Source organism: Streptomyces tardus (genome assembly GCF_018101125.2).
In the GTDB taxonomy this organism is placed as follows: domain Bacteria; phylum Actinomycetota; class Actinomycetes; order Streptomycetales; family Streptomycetaceae; genus Streptomyces; species Streptomyces tardus.
The window spans coordinates 4,194,941-4,213,392 of sequence record NZ_JAELVF020000001.1; the positions used below are offsets into that span (position 1 = coordinate 4,194,941).

Consider the following 18,452-nt stretch of genomic DNA (forward strand, 5'->3'; position numbering starts at 1 on the left):
TCGCCCGGGTGGCGGAGCCGGCGGTGCGGGTGTGAGCTGGAGAGTGGGCAAGGGCGGACCGAACGGGTGCCGTCCGGTTGCGCCGGGATTGTCAGTGGTCTCTGCCACGATGACGAAGCGTGCCGCAGCCGGGTCGAGCGAGAGGGTTACCGATGACTCAACAGGACGAGATCAGGGAGGAGTTCCCACGGCTGGCCGACCCGTTCCGGCGGGAGCTGCTCGCTCACTGCTACCGGATGCTCGGCTCGGTGCACGACGCCGAGGACCTGGTGCAGGAGACCTATCTGCGGGCCTGGCGCGGCTACGACGCCTTCGAGGGGCGGTCCTCGATGCGCACCTGGCTGCACCGCATCGCCACCAACACCTGTCTGGACGCCCTGGAGAGCCGCAAGAAGCGTCCGCTGCCGACCGGTCTGGGCACTCCGGACGCCCAGCCCGCGGACGAGCTGACGGAGCGGCGCGAGGTGCCCTGGCTGGAGCCGGTGCCGGACGCGATGGTCGGTGCCGACGGTGCGGATCCGGCCGCCATCGTCACCTCTCGCGAGTCCATCAGGCTCGCCTTCGTCGCCGCGCTCCAGCATCTGCCACCCCGCCAGCGGGCGGTGCTGCTGCTCAGAGACGTGCTCAGATGGCGGGCCGCGGAGGTCGCGGAGCTGATGGACACGACCGTCGCCTCGGTCAACAGCGCACTCCAGCGGGCGCGGGCCCAGCTCAAGTCGGTCACCCCGAGCGAGGAGACGGTCGACGAGCCGACCACCCCGGCCCAGCGGGAGCTGCTCGACCGCTATGTGACGGCCTTCGAGAAGAAGGACATCGACGCCATCGTGGGGCTGTTCACCCATGACGCCGTGTGGGAGATGCCTCCTTTCCTCAGCTGGTTCAAGGGGCCTGTGCACATCGGTGAGCTGATCCGCCGGAACTGCCCGGCGGGGCCCGGCGACATGCGGCTGATAGCGACCGAGCTGAACGGCCAGCACGCCTTCGCGATGTATCTGCGAGAGGGCGAGGGCGAGCCGTTCCGTCCGTGGAACCTCCATGTGCTGACGCTGGAGGGGGCCGAGGTCGCCCATGTGGTGGCCTTCTTCGACCTGGAGCTCTTCGAGAAGTTCGGGCTGCCCGAAGTTTTCGAAGAGGTGTCCGCCCAGGGCCCGGGGGAAGGAGAGCGTTCATGAACACAGCACTGCTGCGCACCGTGGGGGTGGCCACCGCCGCGTACGGCCTCGCGGTGACGCTCCGCCCGCAGCTCCTCGCCCGGCCCTCCGGGCTGGTCGACCGAAGAGGCGAGGTCGCCCACCACACCGCGACCTCGCTGAGGCCGCTGGGTTTCCGCGACGCGGCCTCGGGCGCCGCGCTGGCCCTCGCGCCCGAGGGCCCCGCGCTGCGTACGGCGGCAGCGGTCCGTCTGGCCGCGGACTTCGGCGACGCCGTACTGCTCGCGGGCACCCTCCCGAAGGGCAACCGGGCCAAGGCCGTCGCGGTGGCGGTGGGTTGGGGCTCACTGACCCTCGCAGGGCTCGTCCACCGCAGCCGCGGCTGAGCAGCGGGGCCCGCACGGCAGCCCCGCCCGCGGCAGCCCCGCCGCGGCTGCCAAGCTCGCCGTGAGCGCCGACCCATCCTCGGTGCGATCGGCTACGAATCATGGACGAGGCGCAGGACCGGAGAGCTGCGCGGGATGCCCCGCGGCATCCCAGCCCCGTCGACAGCGAGAGTGAGCAGCGTGTGACCGTCGAGCAGCCTGCGGAGCCGCCCGCGGAGGGGGAGTCGGAGAGAATCCCGGCCGCCGGGCACCTCCCGCCGAGGATCCACCGAGCGCCCGCCGATCCGCGCGCGCTGGTGCTGATGCTGCACGGTGGACGTGCCCGGGGGCTCGGACCGCCGACGGCGCTCAACCTGCCCTCGCGCAGACTGCGCCCGTTCGTCTCCACTCTCGTGCGGGCGACCGCCGGCGTCCCCGCGCTCGTCGCACAGGCCCGGTACCGGTGCCGGGGCTGGAACGGCCGGCGTGCCGACCCCGCGCAGGACGCGCGGGCCGCGCTCGACACTCTGCTCGCCCGGTACGGCGACCTGCCCGTCGTGCTCCTCGGCCACTCCATGGGCGGCCGGGCAGCACTGCACATCGCCGGCCACCCGGCGGTGCGCGGGGTGGTGGCGCTCGCTCCCTGGTGTCCGGAGTACGAGCCGACCGCCCAGCTCGCCGGCAAACCGGCCGTGCTGCTTCACTCCGATCGCGACCGGATGACCGACCCCCTGGCGTCCTGGGCGTTCGTCGAGCGGGCGCGGGAACAGGGTGCCCGGGCGCACGGCATCCAGATCACCGGCAGCGACCATGCGATGCTGCGCCGCAGCGCCGTGTGGCACGAATGGGTGGGACGCCTGGTCGCCGAAATGCTCGGCGCGGCCCGCGAGGGCGGTGCGGACGACAGTGGCGGTGGAGGCGCTCAGGACGGCGCGCTCGGCCCGGACTTCGCCGCGCTGCCCACCGAGATCGTCAGCACACGCAGAACTCGTTCCCTTCCGGGTCGCTCATGACCACCGCGTAGTGGTCGAGCCCCTCGGCGTCCAGGGTGTGCAGCACCTGGGCGCCCGCCGCCCGCAGCCGCGCCACCTCGCCGTCCACCTCCCGCCGCCGCTCCGCCAGCGGGACCCTCCGTCCGCCGGTCACCCGAAGGTCCAGATGCAGCCTGTTCTTGCCGGATTTGGGCTCCGCCACCTGCTGGAACCACAGGCGCGGCCCGACCCCTGCGGGGTCGACGACCGAATCGGTGAGGTCGCCGTCGTCGGGCAGCTCCGACTCCGGCACGCCGATGCTGCGGTAGTACGCGTACCAGTCGGTGAACCCCTCCGGCGGAGGGGCGGGGACGTAGCCGAGTGCCTCCGCCCAGAAGGCGACCAGCCGACCGGGGTCCGCGCAGTCCACTGTCACCTGAAGCCTGGTCGCCATCGCTCTCCCTCACATCGGCCGCCTCGTGTGCAGCCAGCGTGCCGCAGACCTATGACAACGCCACCCCTCGCGTCGGGGTCTTTGCCGCGGAGGGGACCACCAAGCGACCGTGCGGACGCCCGACTCCCGTGCGCCACAGGCCGGTTCGGGATCAGCGGCGCTTGCGCACCGCGCGCACGTACTCCCTGTTCATCGCGGCGATGGAGGTCAGCGGGATGCCTTTGGGGCATGCGGTGGCGCACTCGCCGGTGACGGTGCAACCCCCGAAACTCTCCTCGTCCATCGTGCCGACCATGTCCAGCACCCGGCTCTCGCGCTCGACCCGACCCTGCGGCAGCGCGGCGAGATGGACGACCTTGGCGGCGGTGAAGAGCATCGCCGCGCCGTTCGGGCAGGCAGCCACGCAGGCGCCGCAGCCGATGCACTCGGCGTGGGTGAAGGCCTCGTCCGCGTCGGGCTTGGGCACGGGCGTGGCGTGCGCCTCGGGGGCGCTGCCGGTCGGCACGCTGACGTAGCCGCCGGATCCGATGACCCGGTCCATCGCTGAGCGGTCCACCACCAGGTCCTTGACCACCGGGAACGCCGCCGCCCGCCACGGCTCGACGTCGATGGTGTCGCCGTCGGAGAAGTGCCGCATGTGCAGTTGGCAGGTGGTGGTGCGCTCGGGGCCGTGCGCCTCGCCGTTGATGACCACGCCGCAGGCCCCGCAGATCCCCTCCCGACAGTCGTGGTCGAAGGCGACGGGCTCGCAACCCTCGGCGATCAGCTGCTCGTTGAGGGTGTCGAGCATGTCGAGGAAGGACATGTCGGGGGTGACGCCGTCGAGTTCGTACCGGGCCATGTGGCCCTGGGCGTCGGGGCCGGCCTGGCGCCAGATGCGCAGATGGAGTTTCACGCGTAGCTCCGCATGGTCGGGTGGACGTACTCGAAGTTCAGCTGCTCCCGGTGCAGGACCGGTGCCCGTCCGGCGCCGGTGAACTCCCAGCCGGCCGCGTAGGTGTACGACTCGTCGTCGCGCAGCGCCTCGCCGCTCGCGGTCTGGCTCTCGGTGCGGAAGTGGCCGCCGCAGGACTCGGTGCGGTGCAGGGCGTCCAGGCAGAGCAGTTCGGCCAGTTCGAGGTAGTCGGAGACCCGGTTGGCCTTCTCCAGCGACTGGTTGAGCTCCCGGCCGCTTCCCGGCACCCGGATGCGCTGCCAGAACTCCTCGCGCAGCGCGGGGATGCGCTCCAGCGCGCGCTTGAGCCCCGCCTCGTCGCGCGCCATCCCGCACTCCTCCCACAGCAGTTCGCCGATCTCCCGGTGGAAGGACTCGGGGCTGCGGTCGCCGTTGTTGGACAGAAGAGCGAAGAGCCGGTCGGTGACTTCGCCGACGCAGGCGTGCACGGCCGGGTGGTCCCGGTCGACGTCGCGGAAGGCCTCGTCTCGGGGCAGCCGTGCCAGATAGTCGCCGAGGGTCGAGGGCAGGACGAAGTACCCGTCCGCCAGGCCCTGCATCAGGGCCGAGGCGCCGAGCCGGTTGGCGCCGTGGTCGGAGAAGTTGGCCTCGCCGATCGCGAAGAGGCCGGGCACCGTGGTCTGGAGGTCGTAGTCGACCCACAGCCCGCCCATCGTGTAGTGGATGGCCGGGTAGATCCGCATCGGAGTCTCGTACGGGCTCTCGGCGGTGATGCGCTCGTACATCTCGAAAAGGTTGCCGTAGCGCTCGGCGACCGCCTCCCGGCCGAGTCGGGCGATCGCGTCGGTGAAGTCGAGGTAGACGCCCTGGCCGCCCGGGCCGACGCCGCGGCCCTCGTCGCAGACGCTCTTGGCGGCGCGGGAGGCGATGTCGCGCGGTACGAGGTTGCCGAACGCCGGGTACTGGCGCTCCAGGTAGTAGTCCCGCTCGCTCGTCGGGATCTCGCGCGGCGGCCGGTCGTCGCCCGCCCGGACGGGGACCCAGATGCGGCCGTCGTTGCGCAGGGACTCGCTCATCAGCGTCAGCTTCGACTGGTGGTCGCCGGCCCGGGGGATGCAGGTGGGGTGGATCTGGGTGAAGCAGGGGTTGGCGAAGTACGCGCCGCGCCGGTGTGCCCGCCACAGCGCGGTGGCGTTGGAGTTCTTGGCGTTGGTGGAGAGGTGGAAGACGTTGCCGTAGCCACCGGTGGCGAGCACCACCGCGTCCGCGAGGTAGCTGTCTATGCGCCCGGTCACCAGGTCCCTGGCGACGATGCCGCGTGCGCGTCCGTCGATGACGATCAGGTCCAGCATCTCGGTGCGTGCCCGCATCTCCACCTGTCCGGCGGCGATCTGCCGGGAGAGCGACTGGTAGGCGCCGAGCAGCAGTTGCTGCCCGGTCTGCCCGCGGGCGTAGAACGTGCGGGAGACCTGGACGCCGCCGAAGCTGCGGGTGTCCAGCAACCCGCCGTACTCGCGGGCGAAGGGCACGCCCTGCGCCACGCACTGGTCGATGATCTCCACCGAGACCTGCGCGAGCCGGTGCACGCCCGACTCGCGGGCGCGGAAGTCGCCGCCCTTGACGGTGTCGTAGAAGAGCCGGTGCACCGAGTCGCCGTCGTTGCGGTAGTTCTTGGCGGCGTTGATGCCGCCCTGCGCGGCGATGGAGTGCGCACGGCGCGGGGAGTCCTGATAGCAGAACTGCAGTACGCGGTAGCCCTGTTCGGCGAGGGTGGCGCCGGCCGCACCGCCCGCGAGACCGGTGCCGACCACGATGACGGTGTGGCCGCGGCGGTTCGCCGGGTTGACCAGCTTGGCCTCGAAACGGCGGCGGTCCCAGCGTTCGGCGATCGGCCCGTCCGGTGCGCTGCGGTCCACCAGCGGTTCGCCCACCCGGTAGTCGGCGTACGGGACGGTGCGGGCCGCGTCGGCGTCCGCCGGAGGCGGCTGCTCGGCGTGCCCGGCGTCCTGCTCGGCGTGCCCGGCGTCCTGCTCGGCGTCTCGCCCGGTCTGCTCGCGGCCCCGCCCGGCAGCGTGTCCGGCGTGCTCGGCGGCGTCCTGCCCGGCGCCGGCCCCTGGTGGTGTGGTCATCTCAGCTCACTGCTCCGATCTGGACGGCGAGGGGTACGGAGAGGAAACCGGCGGTGAGTACGAGCGCGAGGCCGTCGCCGAGGAACCGCAGCGCCCGGTCCCGTCCCGCGGTGGCGGCGCCCAGGCTGTGCGCCGCGCTGCGGAGGCCGTGCCGCACGTGCAGGCCGACGGCGATCATCGCGACGCCGTAGATGAGGTTCCCGTACCAGGTGCCGAAGGTGGCGACGACGTTCTCGTACGGTTTGCCGGCCTCGCCGTTGGGGTTCACGGTGTGGGTGGTCAGATCGAGGAGGTGCCAGACCAGGAACAGTGCCAGGATCACGCCGCCCCAGCGCATGGTGCGGGTGGCGTAGCCGCCGCGGCGCGCGGAGCCGCCCCGGTGCGCGTACCGCTTCGGCCTGGCCGCCAGATCGCGGCGGCTGAGCTGAAAGGCGGCGATCCCGTGCAGCACCACCGCGGCGAGCAGCGCGAGGCGCACGAGCCACAGGAACCACTCGTAGTGCAGCAGCGGTTCGCCGAGGGTGCGCAGCCAGTGCGCGTAGCCGTTGAACTCCTCCGGCCCGAAGAAGATCTTCAGATTCCCCAGCATGTGGCCGACGAGGTAGAGCAGCATCATCACGCCGGTGACGGCCATCACCAGCTTCTTGCCGATCGTCGACCGCCACAGGAGGTCCGCGGTCGACGCCTGTCTGCCGCTTTGTCCCGTCGCAGTCGCCTGAGCCTGAACCTGAGCCATGGGACGAAGGTAGGGAGCGGCGGGTGCATCAGTCCAAGACATGGAAAGTCTGCACTCCATAGGCAATGCCTATCGCAGCGCTAGGCTGCCGGTATGCAGCTGCACCAGCTCCGCTACTTCACGGCGGTCGCCGACACCCGCCACTTCACCCGGGCCGCCGAACGCGAACTCGTCGCCCAGCCGTCGCTTTCCCAGCAGATCAAGGCGCTGGAGCGGGAGCTGGGCACCGAGCTCTTCCACCGGGCCCGCGGCCACATCGCCCTCACCGACGCCGGCGAGGTGTTGCTGCCGCTGGCGCGCCGCATCCTCGCCGATACGGAGACCGCCCGCCGCGAGGTGCAGGAGGTCGCCCGGCTGCGGCGCGGGCGGGTACGGCTGGGGGCGCCGCCGAGCCTGTGCGCCAGCCTGGTGCCCGATGTGCTGCGCGCCTTCCACGACCGCTACCCCGGCGTCGAACTGCAGGTGCGCGAGGGCGGTTCGCAGGATCTGGTACGGGTGCTCGCCGCCGGCGAGCTGGACCTGGCGCTCGTCATCACCCCGCTGCCGGTCCAGGCCCCGGCGCTCACCACGACCGACCTGCTGCGCGAGGAGCTGGTGGTGGTCTCCGCGCCCGACGAACCCGCGCCGGTGCGTCGTCGTCGCATCCGGGTCGAGGATCTGCGGCAGCTGCCGCTGGTGATGTTCCGCCGCGGCTACGATCTGCGCGAACTGACGCTGGGGGCCTGCCGGTCCGCCGGGTTCGAGCCGGTGCTCTCGGTCGAGGGCGGCGAGATGGACGCGGTGCTCGGCCTGGTGCGCGCCGGCCTCGGCGTCGCGGTCGTACCGCACATGGTCGCCGACCGCTCCGGGCTGCGGGTCACCCGGTTCGCCGCTCCCGGGCTGCACCGCTCGGTGTCGGTGGCGCACCGGGGCGACGTCTCGCCCCCGCGCGCCGCTCGCGAGCTCTCCCGCATCCTCGCCGAACGGCTCCCCGCCTCGGTCAACTCGCCCGCCGCAGGCGGCCGGAGCGCCGCCGTACGGACCAAGCGGCCAGATGACCGAGCGAGTTGAACGCCGTGTGCAGCAGCGCCGGCGCGACCGCGCTGCCGGTGTGCCGCCGCAGCGCCGCGAACACCGCACCGCCCGCCGCCGTGACGGCCACCGAGCCCGAGGCCGCCGCCAGCCGAAAGACACCGTCCCCGCCGGGGGCCCGGTTACCGGTGGAGGCGGCGGCCAGCGCCGGGTTGGAGGCGGCGAGTGCGGCCGAGGGCAGCACGTGCCACAGCCCGAAGAGGACCACCGGCACCGCCTCGCCCAGGCGCGGACCGCACGTACGCCGCAGCAGGGCCGGCAGCACACAGCGGAAGCCGACCTCCTCCAGCAGGACCGTGCCCAGCGGCACCTCCAGCAGCATCTGCCGCAGCAGACCCGACAGCCGCTCCTCGGCCCGGCTGTCGGCGAAGAGCGGCCGGGTCGCCGGCAGCAGTGCACCCGCCGCGTAGAGCCCACCCACTCCTGCGGCGGCGGTGGCGCCGCATCGCAGTCCCTGCCCCAACCGGGCGTGTTCCAAGCCGAGTTCGGCGGCGTCGGCACCGGCACTGCGGGCCGTGAGCAGCAGCAGCCCGGTCGAGGCCAGCGAGACCGGGACATGGGCGGGCGGGCCGAGCCGGTGGTCCAGCACGTGCGCGCCGGCGAGCACCCCCAGGGCGACACCGAGCGCGGCGCGGGGGGAGTGGCGCAGTGACGGGCTCATGTCCGCGAGCGTAGAAGAGCCCCGGCCCGCCCGAGGAGCGGCACGGCCCGTCGCCTGCCCGGGGCGCGCGCTCCGGGAGCCGATCGGTTCGAAGGAGTCGCGTGCACCGGGGCCGCGCCCGACGCCCGCTCCGGAGCCGCGTCGCCGCGGGGCCGCCGGACACGCGCGTACGGCCGGACCGCCGGCTCGGCGCCGACGTCCCGACCGCACGCACCCGCTCCCCGCCCGGAGGTCAGTCGCGGGCCTCGCACACGGTGCGGTCCAGCATCCGCATCATCGCCCGGTCGCCGGCCAGGAGCGTGCCGTCGCTGATGCCGTTGGCGGTGGAGGCCACGCCCACCCGGCCGTCGTCGGTGAACGCCAGCCGTACGGTGGTGCCCACCAGATCGCCGTGGTGCGCCCAGAACTTGCCGCCGCAGCTCAGCGGGTGGGACAGCAGGCCCAGCCCGTATCGTGCGCCCGGCCAGATGTCGGTGAACTCCTTCGGCATCGGCACCGTGGTGCGCATGGCGCGCAGCTCCGCCGGGGCGAGCAGCTTCCCGCGGAGCAGGGCGGTGAAGAAGCGGTCCAGGTCCCGGTGGGTGCTGATCAGTTCACCGGCCGAGTCGCCCCAGGTGACGGAGTACTCGGTGGTGTCCGTCCACTCCTTCGAGTCCGCGAACCGCTGGTACGCGTGGGAGTGCGGCCCCCGGATGCCGGTGTCCCGGCCCGGGGCGTAAGTGTCCTTGAGGCCGAGCGGGCGGATGATGCGGTCCGTGACCTCGGTGCGCCAGTCGTTGCCGGTCACCGCCTCGATGATCATGCCGGCCAGTACGAAGTTGGTGTTGGAGTATTCCCAGTCCGGCTCGGGGTCGTCCTTGTCCGCGGGAGGGAAGCTCGGCTTCTGCGCGACGGCGAGCCCGACCAGCTCGTGCGGGGTCCACTGCTTCCAGCGCTCCTTCTCGAAGGACTCCGCGTCGCCGAGGGGGAGTTGGGCGGTGTAGTTGTGCAGTCCGCTGGTGTTCTGGAGCAGGTTGCGCACGGTGATCGCGCTGCCGTCGTTGCCGTTGCCGCGGACCAGCCCCGGCAGCCACTTCTCCACCGTGTCGTCCAGCGACAGCCGTCCCTCGCCGACCAGTTGGAGCGCGACGGTGGAGGTGAAGGTCTTGGTGGTGCTGGCGATCCGGTAGCTCGCGCCGGACGGCGGTGCGGCGTCCCCGTTCAGGTCCCGAAGGCCCTGGTTGGTCTCGCTGTGCTTGCGGCCGTCCCGCAGGCCCGCGGTGATCGAGACGAACTCCCCCTTCTCCAGGGCGCGTCGGGCCTCCTTCCGGAGCACCTTCGAAGCTCCTCCGGAACCGTTCTCGGCGGTCCCGTTCCCGGCGTGGGCGGCTCCCGTGGTGGCGGTCGTCACGACGATCGCGGCGAGCGCCGCCGCCGAACCGAGCCTGCGCATACGTGTGTTGGCCATGTCTTCCTCTCCCGAAGATCTCTGCGAACAGCCTGCCGTCACACGGGCCGGCGCACGAGGGTGGTGGCCACCCGCTCGTACGGGGTGCCAGCACCACCCCCAGGGGCTCTAGGTTGTGAGGATGGAGATCTGGATCAACCCCGCATGCTCGAAGTGCCGGTCCGCGCTGACGCTGCTGGACGAGGAGGGCGTGCAGCACACCGTGCGCCGCTACCTCGACGACCCGCCCACGGTGGACGAACTGCGCGCGGTGCTCGATCGGTTGGGTCTGGAGCCCTGGGACATCACCAGGACGGGGGAGGCGATCGGCAAGGAGCTGGGCATCAGCGACTGGCCCCGCGAGCCCGCCGAACGCGAACGCTGGATCGCCGCGCTCTCCGAGCATCCCAAGCTGATCCAGCGCCCGATCATCACCGCGCACGACGGCAGCGCGGTGGTCGGCCGCAGCGAGGAAGCGGTGCGCGAGGCGATGCGGCGCAGCGGCTAGCCGGTGCGCCGCACGCGGCCGGGGCGGGGCGTCGGGCGTCGTCACCTCGTCTCGCGTCGCGTCACGCACCCGCGGGGCGGTGCACGGCCACTCGACGCCCGTCGGCCGCGCGGGCGGCAGGCTTCAGAGCGGCTCGGCCAACGGCACCAACGAGTAGCCCCGCTCGATCAGCCGGGGCAGGTAGTACGCGAGCGCGGCGACCGTCTGGGACCGGTCGCCGCCGCCGTCGTGCGCGAGGACGATCGCTCCCGGGTGCGCACCGTTCAGCACCCGGCGACGGATCGTGGCGGTGCCCGGCGACTTCCAGTCCAGGGTGTCCACCGACCAGCCCATCGGCTCCATCCCCAGCTCGGCGCAGATCTGCAACGAGGGTGCGTGCCAGGCGCCGTAGGGCGCGCGTGCGAACCGGGGGGCGGTGCCGATGGCCTGCTCGATGAGGTCGCAGGTGCGGCCGAGTTCCTTGCGCACCCTGGCCCGCGAGATCTTCGGGAGCTCGGGGTGGCTCCAGGAGTGGTTGGCGACCAGATGGCCGTCCGCCTCGATCGCCTTCACCAGATCAGGGTTCCACTCGGCGTTCTCCCCGATGACGAAGAACGTGGCGAGGGTGCCGTGGCGGCGCAGGATGCGCAGGATCGCGGGGGTCTGTACGGGGTGCGGGCCGTCGTCGAAGGTCAGGGCGATGCTGCGGCCGGGGTCGGCCAGAGTCAGATGCGCCTGCTTGCGCGGCACGGCGGACCGCCGCAGACGCCGTTCGGCCCGGGGCATCCGGGCGCCGCCGGCCAGCGGACGCATCCGGTACGTGTCCGGCGCGCCCCGGGCGCCCGCGGCACCGGTACCGCGTGCGGAGGGCGAGGGGGAGCGTGACGGACGGGCCGCCGCACCGGACCCGTCCGGTGCGGCGGGGGTCGGCCCCGGTGGGGCGAGCAGCGCGCGGTAGGCGCCGTACACACAGAGGCAGGTGGCGCCGCTGAGCAGCGTACGGCGTGTCAGGGCTGATTTGTCGTACTGCATGACTTACTGCTCTCACGCCCCGATGGCGCGCCCCCGCCCTCGCGAACCGTGTCCCGGCCACTGCACTCGTACGACCTTCCCAGCGCGCCGAACCCGCGGGCCCTGTCTAGGGTGTCGGTGTTCGGCGCGCTCCTGCGGGCCGTGCGCGGTCAGTTGCCGCCGCGCGGCAGGACGGTGGCGAGCACCTCGGGCAGCGCGGCCCAGTCCGAGGTCACGGTGGTGGCGTGGACTCCCGCCGCCAGCTCCGCGACCCGCCCCGCGGCCTCCTCCGGACTCGGCTCCCGGGCGTCGATCGCCGGCGCCACCCCATGGGCCGAGGTCGCCACCAGCAGATAGTTGCGCTCGGCGTACCAGGCAGTGTCGATCGTCTCGCCCGCGTAGGCGGAGGCGTCACCGTCGAAGACCACGAACCAGGGCCGCAGCGCGGCTTCGTACCGCTCCTCCCGAGGGTCGCCGGCCTCCGCCCCGAGGACGGCGGGGAACGCGGTGGCCGTGTCGAGTTCCCCCTCCCCGGCCCTGGTGTGCAGATGGCGGGCGTACTCCTCGTCCGTCCACAGATCGTCGAAGGGGTTGCCCTGCTCGACGGTGCCGGGGATGAGGTGGATCAGGAACTTCCCGGCCAGCGCGTCCCGGGACGGAAAGCCGTCGGCGCGTACGGCGTCGTCCAACGTCGCGTGCTCGCCGAGCAGTTGGGACGGGCGGTGGACCGCGTCGCCGAGCTTCTCGGCGACCAGCGCGTCGAACTCGACGGGGCCGCGACCGCCGACCGCGTTGAAACCGTCCTTCATCTCGAGCTTCAACTGGATCGGCCGGTGGCCGGGGTTGGCCTCGCTCCAGGTGCGCAGATCGGTCAGGCAGCCCGCCAGGTCCCGGTCGCGGTCGCCGTTCTCCAGCTCCTCGGGAGTGGCGGCGTTGGTGCAGTTGTTGTTGTTGCCCAGCGGGTTGTCGTGCGAGACGCGCCAGCCGCCGCCGAAGTTGTTGGTCCAGACGTCGAACTCCAGCAGGCCCGCGCCGGAGTCCAGGGCCTGCCCGACGTAGGGGAACGTCGCCTTCTCGTACGCGTTGTGCACCCCCACGCCGGTGGTGGCGGAGTAGGGGCCGGGGTCGGCCTGCGCGGCGCCGGCCGGGGAGTGCAGCGCGGTCGCGGCGACCACCGCGAGCGCGGCGGTGCACAGCAGTGCGGTCGTACGGGATCTGGAGCGGAAGAGACGCACGGGGGACCACCTTCGCATGGGGGAGCGGCTCAATCGCCGGACAGCGTAAGGCAGTTGGATGGATCTGCCACCAGTGCGGGATGAACTCCCGGAGTTCCCCCGGCGACCGCCGCCCCGCCGTCGTTCCTCGACGGACTGACGCGCCCCTGCGCGCCCCGACGGACCGACGCCCCGACGGACCCGATCCGGCCCGTGCCCGTCCCGCGAATCTGTTCCGGCAGCACGGCACGGCCTGCGGAATCGTCGGGAGTCGAAGGGCGAGCGGATCGGGGCCGTGTCGCGGGTCGTTCAGGCGACCACCCGGAGTGCGGCCTGCGCGTTCGCCGGCAGCCGGAAGTCGCGGCAGATCGCGGCGCTGGCCCGGCGCGCGGACCGCAGCGCCCCCTGCGCGGTGCTGGTGTCCCGGTGGTCGCCACACACGTACAGGCCGGCCAGCACCCGTACCGCGCGTGCGCTGTCGTGCGGCGCGGGCATCGCCGGTACCGCTCTGCGGTCCTGGTACGCGGCCAGCAGCTCCCAGCTCTCGGCCGAGGTGCCGTGCAGCGCGGCGAGTTGGGGCCGCGCGGCACGGTCGAGCGCCGGCACCGGTTCGTGTGCCGCGCGGCCGAGCACCACCGAGGTGACCAGGGTGCGACCGGGCAGCGCGCGGGAGGGGTCGACGGCGGAGGCGACCGAGGAGTGCGTCAGCGGTCCGCGCTGCTCTCCGTCCAGCAGCAGTGAGGTGCGCAGGGCGTCGCAGCCGGGGGGCGCGGAATCGGCCGCGTGGTGCAGCACGGTGACCGGGTGGAAGTCGGGCACGCGCAGACCGGGCAGCAGCTCCGCGGCGTCCGTCGCGCCGGTGGCGATCAGCACCGCGCGGCAGCCGAGCCGGCCGTGTGCCTCGGTTTCGACGGCGTTGACCGCCACCGACACCGCGCGCACCCCCGTGCGCACAGTGCCGGGCGGCAGCGACTGGGCCAGCAGCTCGGGGACGGCCTGCGCGCCGCCCGCGGGCAGGCACAGGCCGCGGCGGGCGAAAGCCCGAAGTGCCTGGTCCACCACGCGACTCGACGTGCCGAGGTCGGGGTCGCCGAGCAGTGCCGACACCAGGGGACGGAGCTGACCGTCGACCGTGCGGCCGGGGACACCGCGTGCCGTCAGCGCTCGGCCGGCAGGGAGCTCCTCCCGCAGCTCCAGGCGGGCGAGCGGCGTGCAGGCGAGCCGGGAGAGCTGGTGGCGCAGCCTCGCCGAGTCCAGCGCTCCCGCCAGGGCGCGCGCCCTGGTGCGTGCGCCCCCCGTGCCACCTCCGACGCGCAGCGCGTGGCTGCCACTGATCCGTACGCTGCGCTCCGCCCCGCGCAGCACCGCGCCCGGTGCGAACGGCCGCAGGGAGAGCGCGGCGAGCGGCGCCGGCCCCGAACGAGGCCCGAGCTCGGGGCTGTCCGCGCAGAGCAACTGGCCGCCCCGGTCCAGGCGGTAGCCGTCGACGCGGTCCGTCGCCATCCGGCCGCCGACGCTCTCGCCGGCTTCCAGCACAGTGACCGTCAGCCCCGCGCCGGTCAGATGGACGGCGGCGGCGAGACCCGCGAGCCCGGCTCCGATGATGACGACGTCGCAGTCCGCGGACCGTCCTGACGCAGTCGCTGGCGCGGCACTGAGCACATGCCCTCCCCGAGGTGAGTGCCGTTGGCGGACGAGGGTCTCCGGGCCGTCCCGCCTCCTCGGCGCGACTCGCCGGACACACCCCTCATGCCCCCAACCGGCGCAGGAAATACCCGAATCGGCCCCGACCCTAGCCCCGGTCGGGAGCCGCGACGGGGGCACGCCGGGCGGCGCGTGGTCGCACACCGGTCGCACAGCTCGTACGGCCGGACACGTTCCGTGTGCGCGGCCGGCCGCGGGCCGCCCGTACGGGCCGGCCCCAACCCCCGTGAGCGGGCCGGGTGTTCGCCGGCTACTTCAGCGCGGACCTGATCGCGTCCTCGACACCGGGGAAGGCGAAGGTGAAGCCGGACTCCAACAGCCTTGTGGGGACGACCCGTTGGGAACCCAGCACCTCCTGCGAGAACTCCCCGAGCGCCACCTTCAGCGCGAGCGAGGGGACCATCGCCACGGTGGGCCGCCGCAGCACCCGGCCCATCGCCGCCGTGACCTCGCGGTTGGTCACCGGGTCGGGGGCGGTCAGGTTGAACGGCCCGGACAGGCCGTCGGTCTCCAGCAGATGCCGCAGCGCGGCGATGTGGTCGTGCAGCGCGATGAAGCTCCAGTACTGACGGCCGCTGCCCAGCCGTCCGCCCAGCCCCGCCCTGAAGATCGGGAACAGCCGCCCCCACGCGCCGCCCTCCTGGGCGACCACAAGTCCCGTACGCGCGAAGGCAGTTCGCACCCCGGCCTCGCTCGCGGGCGCAGCCGAGGCCTCCCACTCCTCGCACAGCGAGGGCAGGAAACCGCTGCCCGCGCCGTCGCTCTCGTCCACCGCGCGGTCGCCGGTGTCGCCGTACCAGCCGATCGCGCTGCCGCAGACCAGCACCCGCGGCGGAACGTCCAGCGAGGCCAGCGCCCGGGTCAGCGTCGTGGTGCCGAGCACTCTGCTGTCCCGCAGCTCCTGCTTGTAGGCGTCCGTCCACCGCTTGTCCGCGATGCCCGCGCCGGCGAGGTGGACGACCCCCTCGCAGCCCACCAGGCCCGCGCTGTCGACCCGCCCCGGGGCGTCCTGCGAGCCGGGGTGCCATTCCACCTCGTCGCCCTCGCGGGCCGGACGGCGCACCAACCGCACCACTTCGTGCCCGTCGTCGAGCAGGGAACGGCGCAGGGCCGCACCGATGAGTCCGCCGGAACCGGTGATCGCGATACGCATGGCCCCATACTGCGGCACCCGCCTGCCGGGCGCGAGGCCCTGCCCGGCGCTGAGGCGGTGTCGGCGCGGGGACCTGCCCGGCGCCGGGTCGGGTCGGGCGCGGGGTCCTGCCCGGTCGGGCCCGGTGCGGCGGGAGCCGTCGGCCGCACCCGTCGACAGGCGTGGTGTGCGGGCGGGTGGGCGGCGGCCGTCGGGAGGGTCAGGTGCCGCGGAAGCGCTTCCACAGCCGCGGGTAGCGCTCGGCCAGCACCCGGTCGCTCTCGAAGTCCAGCGCGGTGCCCGCCGGTTCGTCCGGGGGGTCGGGCAGCGCGAGGTCCGGCAGTTCGTCGCCGGTGAGGATGCTGTACGCGTCGTCGGCGGCGAAACCGATCTCGTCGCCGTCGCCGTCGAACTCCTCGTCGAAGTCGCCCAGCAGGTCTGCCAGCGCGTCCGGATCGTCGTGCAGCGCACCCTCGAAGACCGCCCGCCCCTGGCCGATGAGCCAGCAGCGGAAGGAGTCGAAGACGTCGTCGCCCGCGCCGTCCAGGAGGACCCACGCCGCACCCCACAGGTCCCAGCGGTAGGAACGCAGGAACCGCGCCTCGAAGTGCCGGGCGAAGTCGGTGACGGTGTCGGGATCCAGCTGCACCAGCCGTTCCACCAGCATCTCGGCGTGCTCCTCCGGATCGCCCTCGGCGGCCCGGCGCGCCTCGTCGATGAGCTCCCAGAACTCGTCCTCGTGCATCGTCACGGCACCAGCATCGGCCCTTCCGCACCGGCCCGCACGCGGAGGCGTCCGGCCGGCCCGACGGTGCGCCCGCGCGGTCGCTCCCGACCCCGTCGCCGGGCTGCACGCGACGTGTCGGCGACCCGCCGGGAAATCCGGACAGGAGATGTCGGGATGCGGTGTGAGCGTGGGGGCGAAGCGCGGACACCACACCTCGACCGGGGCCGACGCCCCGTATCCGGACGGAGCACGTATGACCTCCCGACCCAGCCTCACCGGCAGAATCGCCCTCGTGGCGGGCGCCACCCGGGGTGCCGGCCGCGCCATCGCGGTGGAACTCGGCCGCGCCGGTGCGACCGTCTACGTCACCGGACGCACCACCCGTACCCGCGTCAGCGAGGTCGGGCGGGCCACCGAGACCATCGAGGAGACCGGCGAACTGGTCACCGCCGCGGGCGGCACCGGTATCGCCGTACCCACCGACCACCTCGTCGCCGACCAGGTGCGCGACCTCCTCGCACGCGTGGACCGGGAACAGGGCAGGCTCGACATCCTGGTCAACGACCTGTGGGGCGGCGACCACCTGCTCTCCTGGGGCACCCCTGTCTGGGAGCACGATCTGGAGGCGGGACTGCGGCAGCTGCGGCTCGGCGTCGAGGCACACCTCGTCACCAGCCACTACGCGCTGCCGCTGCTGATCCGGCACCCTGGCGGACTGCTCGTGGAGGTCACCGACGGAACCGCGGAATACAACGCCGACCACTACCGCGAGAACGTCTACTACGACCTGGCCAAGTGCGCGCCCATCCGCCTCGCGTACGGCATCGGCAGCGAACTCGCCCACCACGGCGCCACCGCCGTCTGCGTCAGCCCCGGCTGGCTGCGCTCCGAGGCGATGCTGGACACCCACTTCAAGGTGACCGAGGAGAACTGGCGCGAGGGCGCCGAGCAGGACGCGGGGTTCGCCGTGTCCGAGAGCCCGGCCTATGTCGCCCGGGGCCTGGCCGCCCTGGCCGCGGACCCGGAGGTCGCGCGCTTCAACCGGGCCTCGCTCTCCAGCGGCGACCTCGCCAGGGAGTACGGCGTCACCGACACCGACGGCTCCCAACCGGACTGCTGGCGCTATCTGTTGGCGGCGGAGAAGGACCCGACCGCGGACCCGGAGGACTACCGCTGAGACGAGCCGTCCTCACGCGTCGCCGAGGCGAGCGGACCGTGCGGACTCGGTCGAGCCCGCGCCCGTCGACTCGCTGGCCACGGCACGGGCTGTACGGGTGCGTCAGCCGCCCTCGTACAGCCGAGCGGTGGCCCGCGCCGCCCGCGCCATCCGCTCCCGCATCGGCGGCGGGGCGAGCACCTCCACCTCGGGTCCGAGCGCCAGCAGCTGCCCGTACGCCACGTCCATCGTCTCCACCGGGAGCGTGACGGTCAGCCGACCCTCCTCGGCGGGGCCGGCCGCGGCCACGGCCTCCGCCACCGCGGTGCGGTCGCCGTGCACATGCGGCAGCCGCGCCGCGCCGGCCTCGGAGAGCCGCAGGGTGACGCTCTCGCGCAGCACCGAACGGGCGAAGGCCGCCGACTGCTCGGCCCAGAACGCGGGCAGGTCGAACTCCCCGTCCCGGTCGAACACCGCCTCACCGACCGTGACCCCGCCGATCCGGTCGACCCGGTAGATCCGCACCGCAGCGCCGGGGACCCGGGCGGCCAGGTACCAGACCCCGGCCTTGAGCACGAGGCCGTACGGCTCCAACTCCCGGACCACCTCCTTCCCCGCCCCACCAGCCTCTTGCACCCCGCCTGCCTCCTGCGCGCCGGCCTCCGACGGGCGTCTGCGGTAGCGCACCGTCACCCACCGGTCGTCCCACACCGCTTCGGCGAGTGTCGGCAGCAGCTCGGGCGCCCGGGGCTCGCGCCACCAGCCGGGAGCGTCCAGATGGAAGCGCTGCGCCATGTTCGTACGGGCGTCGCGCAGCTCCGGGTTGAGGGCGGCCGACACCTTGAGCGCCGCAGCCGACGCGGCGTCGGCGAGCCCGAGGTCGCGCAGTGCGCTCGGCACCCCGGACAGGAAGAGCGCTTCCGCCTCCTCGCGGCCCATGCCGGTCAGCCGAGTACGGTACCCGCCCACCAGCCGGTACCCGCCCAGGCGGCCCCGGTCGGCGTAGACCGGCACACCCGCCTCGGAGAGCGCGGCCACGTCGCGGGCCACGGTGCGCTCCGAGACCTCCAGCTCGGCTGCGAGCTCGGCGGCGGTCAGGTGGCGGCGGGTCTGAAGCAGGAGCACCATCTTGATGAGCCGAGAAGCACGCATCGCCCCATTG

The 18,452-nt window shown here is 73.2% G+C and carries 18 protein-coding genes; 6 read left to right on the forward strand and 12 right to left on the reverse strand.

All coding sequences use genetic code 11. The annotated features are described in order from the left end of the window. Positions 1-152 precede the first annotated feature (152 nt). The 3 genes from JGS22_RS17950 (at position 153) to JGS22_RS17960 (ending at position 2,529) form a co-directional block, all read left to right on the forward strand. Positions 153-1,172: a sigma-70 family RNA polymerase sigma factor gene (locus JGS22_RS17950; protein ID WP_211039262.1), complete on the forward strand. Its 1,020-nt coding sequence runs from the start codon at positions 153-155 to the stop codon at positions 1,170-1,172. Beyond that, positions 1,169-1,537 carry a hypothetical protein gene (locus JGS22_RS17955; RefSeq protein ID WP_211039263.1) on the forward strand — a complete coding sequence of 123 codons (369 nt, stop codon included), beginning with the start codon at positions 1,169-1,171 and terminating at the stop codon, positions 1,535-1,537. Before JGS22_RS17950 ends, JGS22_RS17955 begins: the two co-directional genes overlap by 4 nt. 182 nt (positions 1,538-1,719) lie before the next feature. After that, positions 1,720-2,529, forward strand: a complete 810-nt coding sequence (locus JGS22_RS17960) for an alpha/beta hydrolase (protein WP_308405732.1) — start codon at positions 1,720-1,722, stop codon at positions 2,527-2,529. Here the strand turns inward: JGS22_RS17960 and JGS22_RS17965 are convergent. The 4 genes from JGS22_RS17965 to JGS22_RS17980 form a co-directional block, all read right to left on the reverse strand. Next, positions 2,489-2,941, reverse strand: a complete 453-nt coding sequence (locus JGS22_RS17965) for a VOC family protein (RefSeq protein WP_211039264.1) — start codon at positions 2,939-2,941, stop codon at positions 2,489-2,491. The genes JGS22_RS17960 and JGS22_RS17965 overlap by 41 nt on opposite strands. A 151-nt stretch (positions 2,942-3,092) precedes the next feature. Then, positions 3,093-3,836: a succinate dehydrogenase/fumarate reductase iron-sulfur subunit gene (locus tag JGS22_RS17970; RefSeq protein WP_211039265.1), complete on the reverse strand. Its 744-nt coding sequence runs from the start codon at positions 3,834-3,836 to the stop codon at positions 3,093-3,095. Next, positions 3,833-5,965: a fumarate reductase/succinate dehydrogenase flavoprotein subunit gene (locus JGS22_RS17975; RefSeq protein WP_236073198.1), complete on the reverse strand. Its 2,133-nt coding sequence runs from the start codon at positions 5,963-5,965 to the stop codon at positions 3,833-3,835. The genes JGS22_RS17970 and JGS22_RS17975 overlap by 4 nt, the downstream gene beginning before the upstream one ends. A gap of 1 nt (position 5,966) precedes the next feature. Next, the gene (locus JGS22_RS17980; RefSeq protein ID WP_236073199.1) at positions 5,967-6,701 is read right to left on the reverse strand and encodes a succinate dehydrogenase cytochrome b subunit; all 735 of its coding nucleotides are present in this window, start codon (positions 6,699-6,701) and stop codon (positions 5,967-5,969) included. A 93-nt stretch (positions 6,702-6,794) separates the two neighbouring features. On the opposite strand from JGS22_RS17980, the gene JGS22_RS17985 reads away from it, so the two are divergent. After that, positions 6,795-7,751: a LysR family transcriptional regulator gene (locus JGS22_RS17985; protein WP_211039267.1), complete on the forward strand. Its 957-nt coding sequence runs from the start codon at positions 6,795-6,797 to the stop codon at positions 7,749-7,751. Here the strand turns inward: JGS22_RS17985 and JGS22_RS17990 are convergent. Then, the gene (locus JGS22_RS17990) at positions 7,681-8,433 is read right to left on the reverse strand and encodes a CPBP family intramembrane glutamic endopeptidase (RefSeq protein WP_211039268.1); all 753 of its coding nucleotides are present in this window, start codon (positions 8,431-8,433) and stop codon (positions 7,681-7,683) included. The genes JGS22_RS17985 and JGS22_RS17990 overlap by 71 nt on opposite strands. Before the next feature lie 232 nt (positions 8,434-8,665). After that, positions 8,666-9,880 carry a serine hydrolase domain-containing protein gene (locus JGS22_RS17995; protein ID WP_236073200.1) on the reverse strand — a complete coding sequence of 405 codons (1,215 nt, stop codon included), beginning with the start codon at positions 9,878-9,880 and terminating at the stop codon, positions 8,666-8,668. Between the two features lie 121 nt (positions 9,881-10,001). On the opposite strand from JGS22_RS17995, the gene JGS22_RS18000 reads away from it, so the two are divergent. Beyond that, positions 10,002-10,367, forward strand: coding sequence for an arsenate reductase family protein (locus JGS22_RS18000; RefSeq protein WP_211039269.1), 366 nt, complete (start codon positions 10,002-10,004; stop codon positions 10,365-10,367). Between the two features lie 123 nt (positions 10,368-10,490). Here JGS22_RS18000 and JGS22_RS18005 read toward each other — a convergent pair whose 3' ends face one another. From JGS22_RS18005 to JGS22_RS18025, 5 genes are all read right to left on the reverse strand, one after another. Then, positions 10,491-11,378, reverse strand: a complete 888-nt coding sequence (locus JGS22_RS18005; protein WP_211039270.1) for a polysaccharide deacetylase family protein — start codon at positions 11,376-11,378, stop codon at positions 10,491-10,493. A gap of 149 nt (positions 11,379-11,527) precedes the next feature. Then, the gene (locus JGS22_RS18010; protein WP_308405733.1) at positions 11,528-12,592 is read right to left on the reverse strand and encodes a phosphatidylinositol-specific phospholipase C domain-containing protein; all 1,065 of its coding nucleotides are present in this window, start codon (positions 12,590-12,592) and stop codon (positions 11,528-11,530) included. Positions 12,593-12,880: 288 nt separating this feature from the next. Further along, positions 12,881-14,233, reverse strand: coding sequence for an FAD-dependent oxidoreductase (locus JGS22_RS18015; RefSeq protein ID WP_211039272.1), 1,353 nt, complete (start codon positions 14,231-14,233; stop codon positions 12,881-12,883). Between the two features lie 292 nt (positions 14,234-14,525). Continuing rightward, complete coding sequence (locus JGS22_RS18020; protein ID WP_211039273.1) at positions 14,526-15,428, reverse strand: TIGR01777 family oxidoreductase; 903 nt, start codon at positions 15,426-15,428, stop codon at positions 14,526-14,528. Between the two features lie 199 nt (positions 15,429-15,627). Continuing rightward, on the reverse strand, positions 15,628-16,152 hold the full coding sequence (locus JGS22_RS18025) for a DUF4240 domain-containing protein (RefSeq protein ID WP_211039295.1): 525 nt from the start codon (positions 16,150-16,152) through the stop codon (positions 15,628-15,630). A gap of 235 nt (positions 16,153-16,387) precedes the next feature. Here JGS22_RS18025 and JGS22_RS18030 point away from each other — a divergent pair, with 235 nt between their 5' ends. Next, the gene (locus tag JGS22_RS18030; protein WP_211039274.1) at positions 16,388-17,311 is read left to right on the forward strand and encodes an SDR family oxidoreductase; all 924 of its coding nucleotides are present in this window, start codon (positions 16,388-16,390) and stop codon (positions 17,309-17,311) included. Between the two features lie 102 nt (positions 17,312-17,413). Here JGS22_RS18030 and JGS22_RS18035 read toward each other — a convergent pair whose 3' ends face one another. Further along, the gene (locus tag JGS22_RS18035; RefSeq protein WP_211039275.1) at positions 17,414-18,442 is read right to left on the reverse strand and encodes a helix-turn-helix transcriptional regulator; all 1,029 of its coding nucleotides are present in this window, start codon (positions 18,440-18,442) and stop codon (positions 17,414-17,416) included. Between the last annotated feature and the right edge of the window lie 10 nt (positions 18,443-18,452).

Excerpts from the sequence above, each read along its gene's own strand:
- JGS22_RS17950 (WP_211039262.1), top strand. The coding sequence starts at position 153 with ATGACTCAACAGGACGAGATCAGGGAGGAGTTCCCACGGCTGGCCGAC.
- JGS22_RS17955 (WP_211039263.1), top strand. The coding sequence starts at position 1,169 with ATGAACACAGCACTGCTGCGCACCGTGGGGGTGGCCACCGCCGCGTAC.
- JGS22_RS17965 (WP_211039264.1), bottom strand. The coding sequence starts at position 2,941 with ATGGCGACCAGGCTTCAGGTGACAGTGGACTGCGCGGACCCCGGTCGG.
- JGS22_RS17975 (WP_236073198.1), bottom strand. The coding sequence starts at position 5,965 with ATGACCACACCACCAGGGGCCGGCGCCGGGCAGGACGCCGCCGAGCAC.
- JGS22_RS17980 (WP_236073199.1), bottom strand. The coding sequence starts at position 6,701 with ATGGCTCAGGTTCAGGCTCAGGCGACTGCGACGGGACAAAGCGGCAGA.
- JGS22_RS17985 (WP_211039267.1), top strand. The coding sequence starts at position 6,795 with ATGCAGCTGCACCAGCTCCGCTACTTCACGGCGGTCGCCGACACCCGC.
- JGS22_RS17990 (WP_211039268.1), bottom strand. The coding sequence starts at position 8,433 with ATGAGCCCGTCACTGCGCCACTCCCCCCGCGCCGCGCTCGGTGTCGCC.
- JGS22_RS17995 (WP_236073200.1), bottom strand. The coding sequence starts at position 9,880 with ATGGCCAACACACGTATGCGCAGGCTCGGTTCGGCGGCGGCGCTCGCC.
- JGS22_RS18000 (WP_211039269.1), top strand. The coding sequence starts at position 10,002 with ATGGAGATCTGGATCAACCCCGCATGCTCGAAGTGCCGGTCCGCGCTG.
- JGS22_RS18005 (WP_211039270.1), bottom strand. The coding sequence starts at position 11,378 with ATGCAGTACGACAAATCAGCCCTGACACGCCGTACGCTGCTCAGCGGC.
- JGS22_RS18020 (WP_211039273.1), bottom strand. The coding sequence starts at position 15,428 with ATGCGTATCGCGATCACCGGTTCCGGCGGACTCATCGGTGCGGCCCTG.
- JGS22_RS18025 (WP_211039295.1), bottom strand. The coding sequence starts at position 16,152 with ATGCACGAGGACGAGTTCTGGGAGCTCATCGACGAGGCGCGCCGGGCC.
- JGS22_RS18030 (WP_211039274.1), top strand. The coding sequence starts at position 16,388 with ATGACCTCCCGACCCAGCCTCACCGGCAGAATCGCCCTCGTGGCGGGC.
- JGS22_RS18035 (WP_211039275.1), bottom strand. The coding sequence starts at position 18,442 with ATGCGTGCTTCTCGGCTCATCAAGATGGTGCTCCTGCTTCAGACCCGC.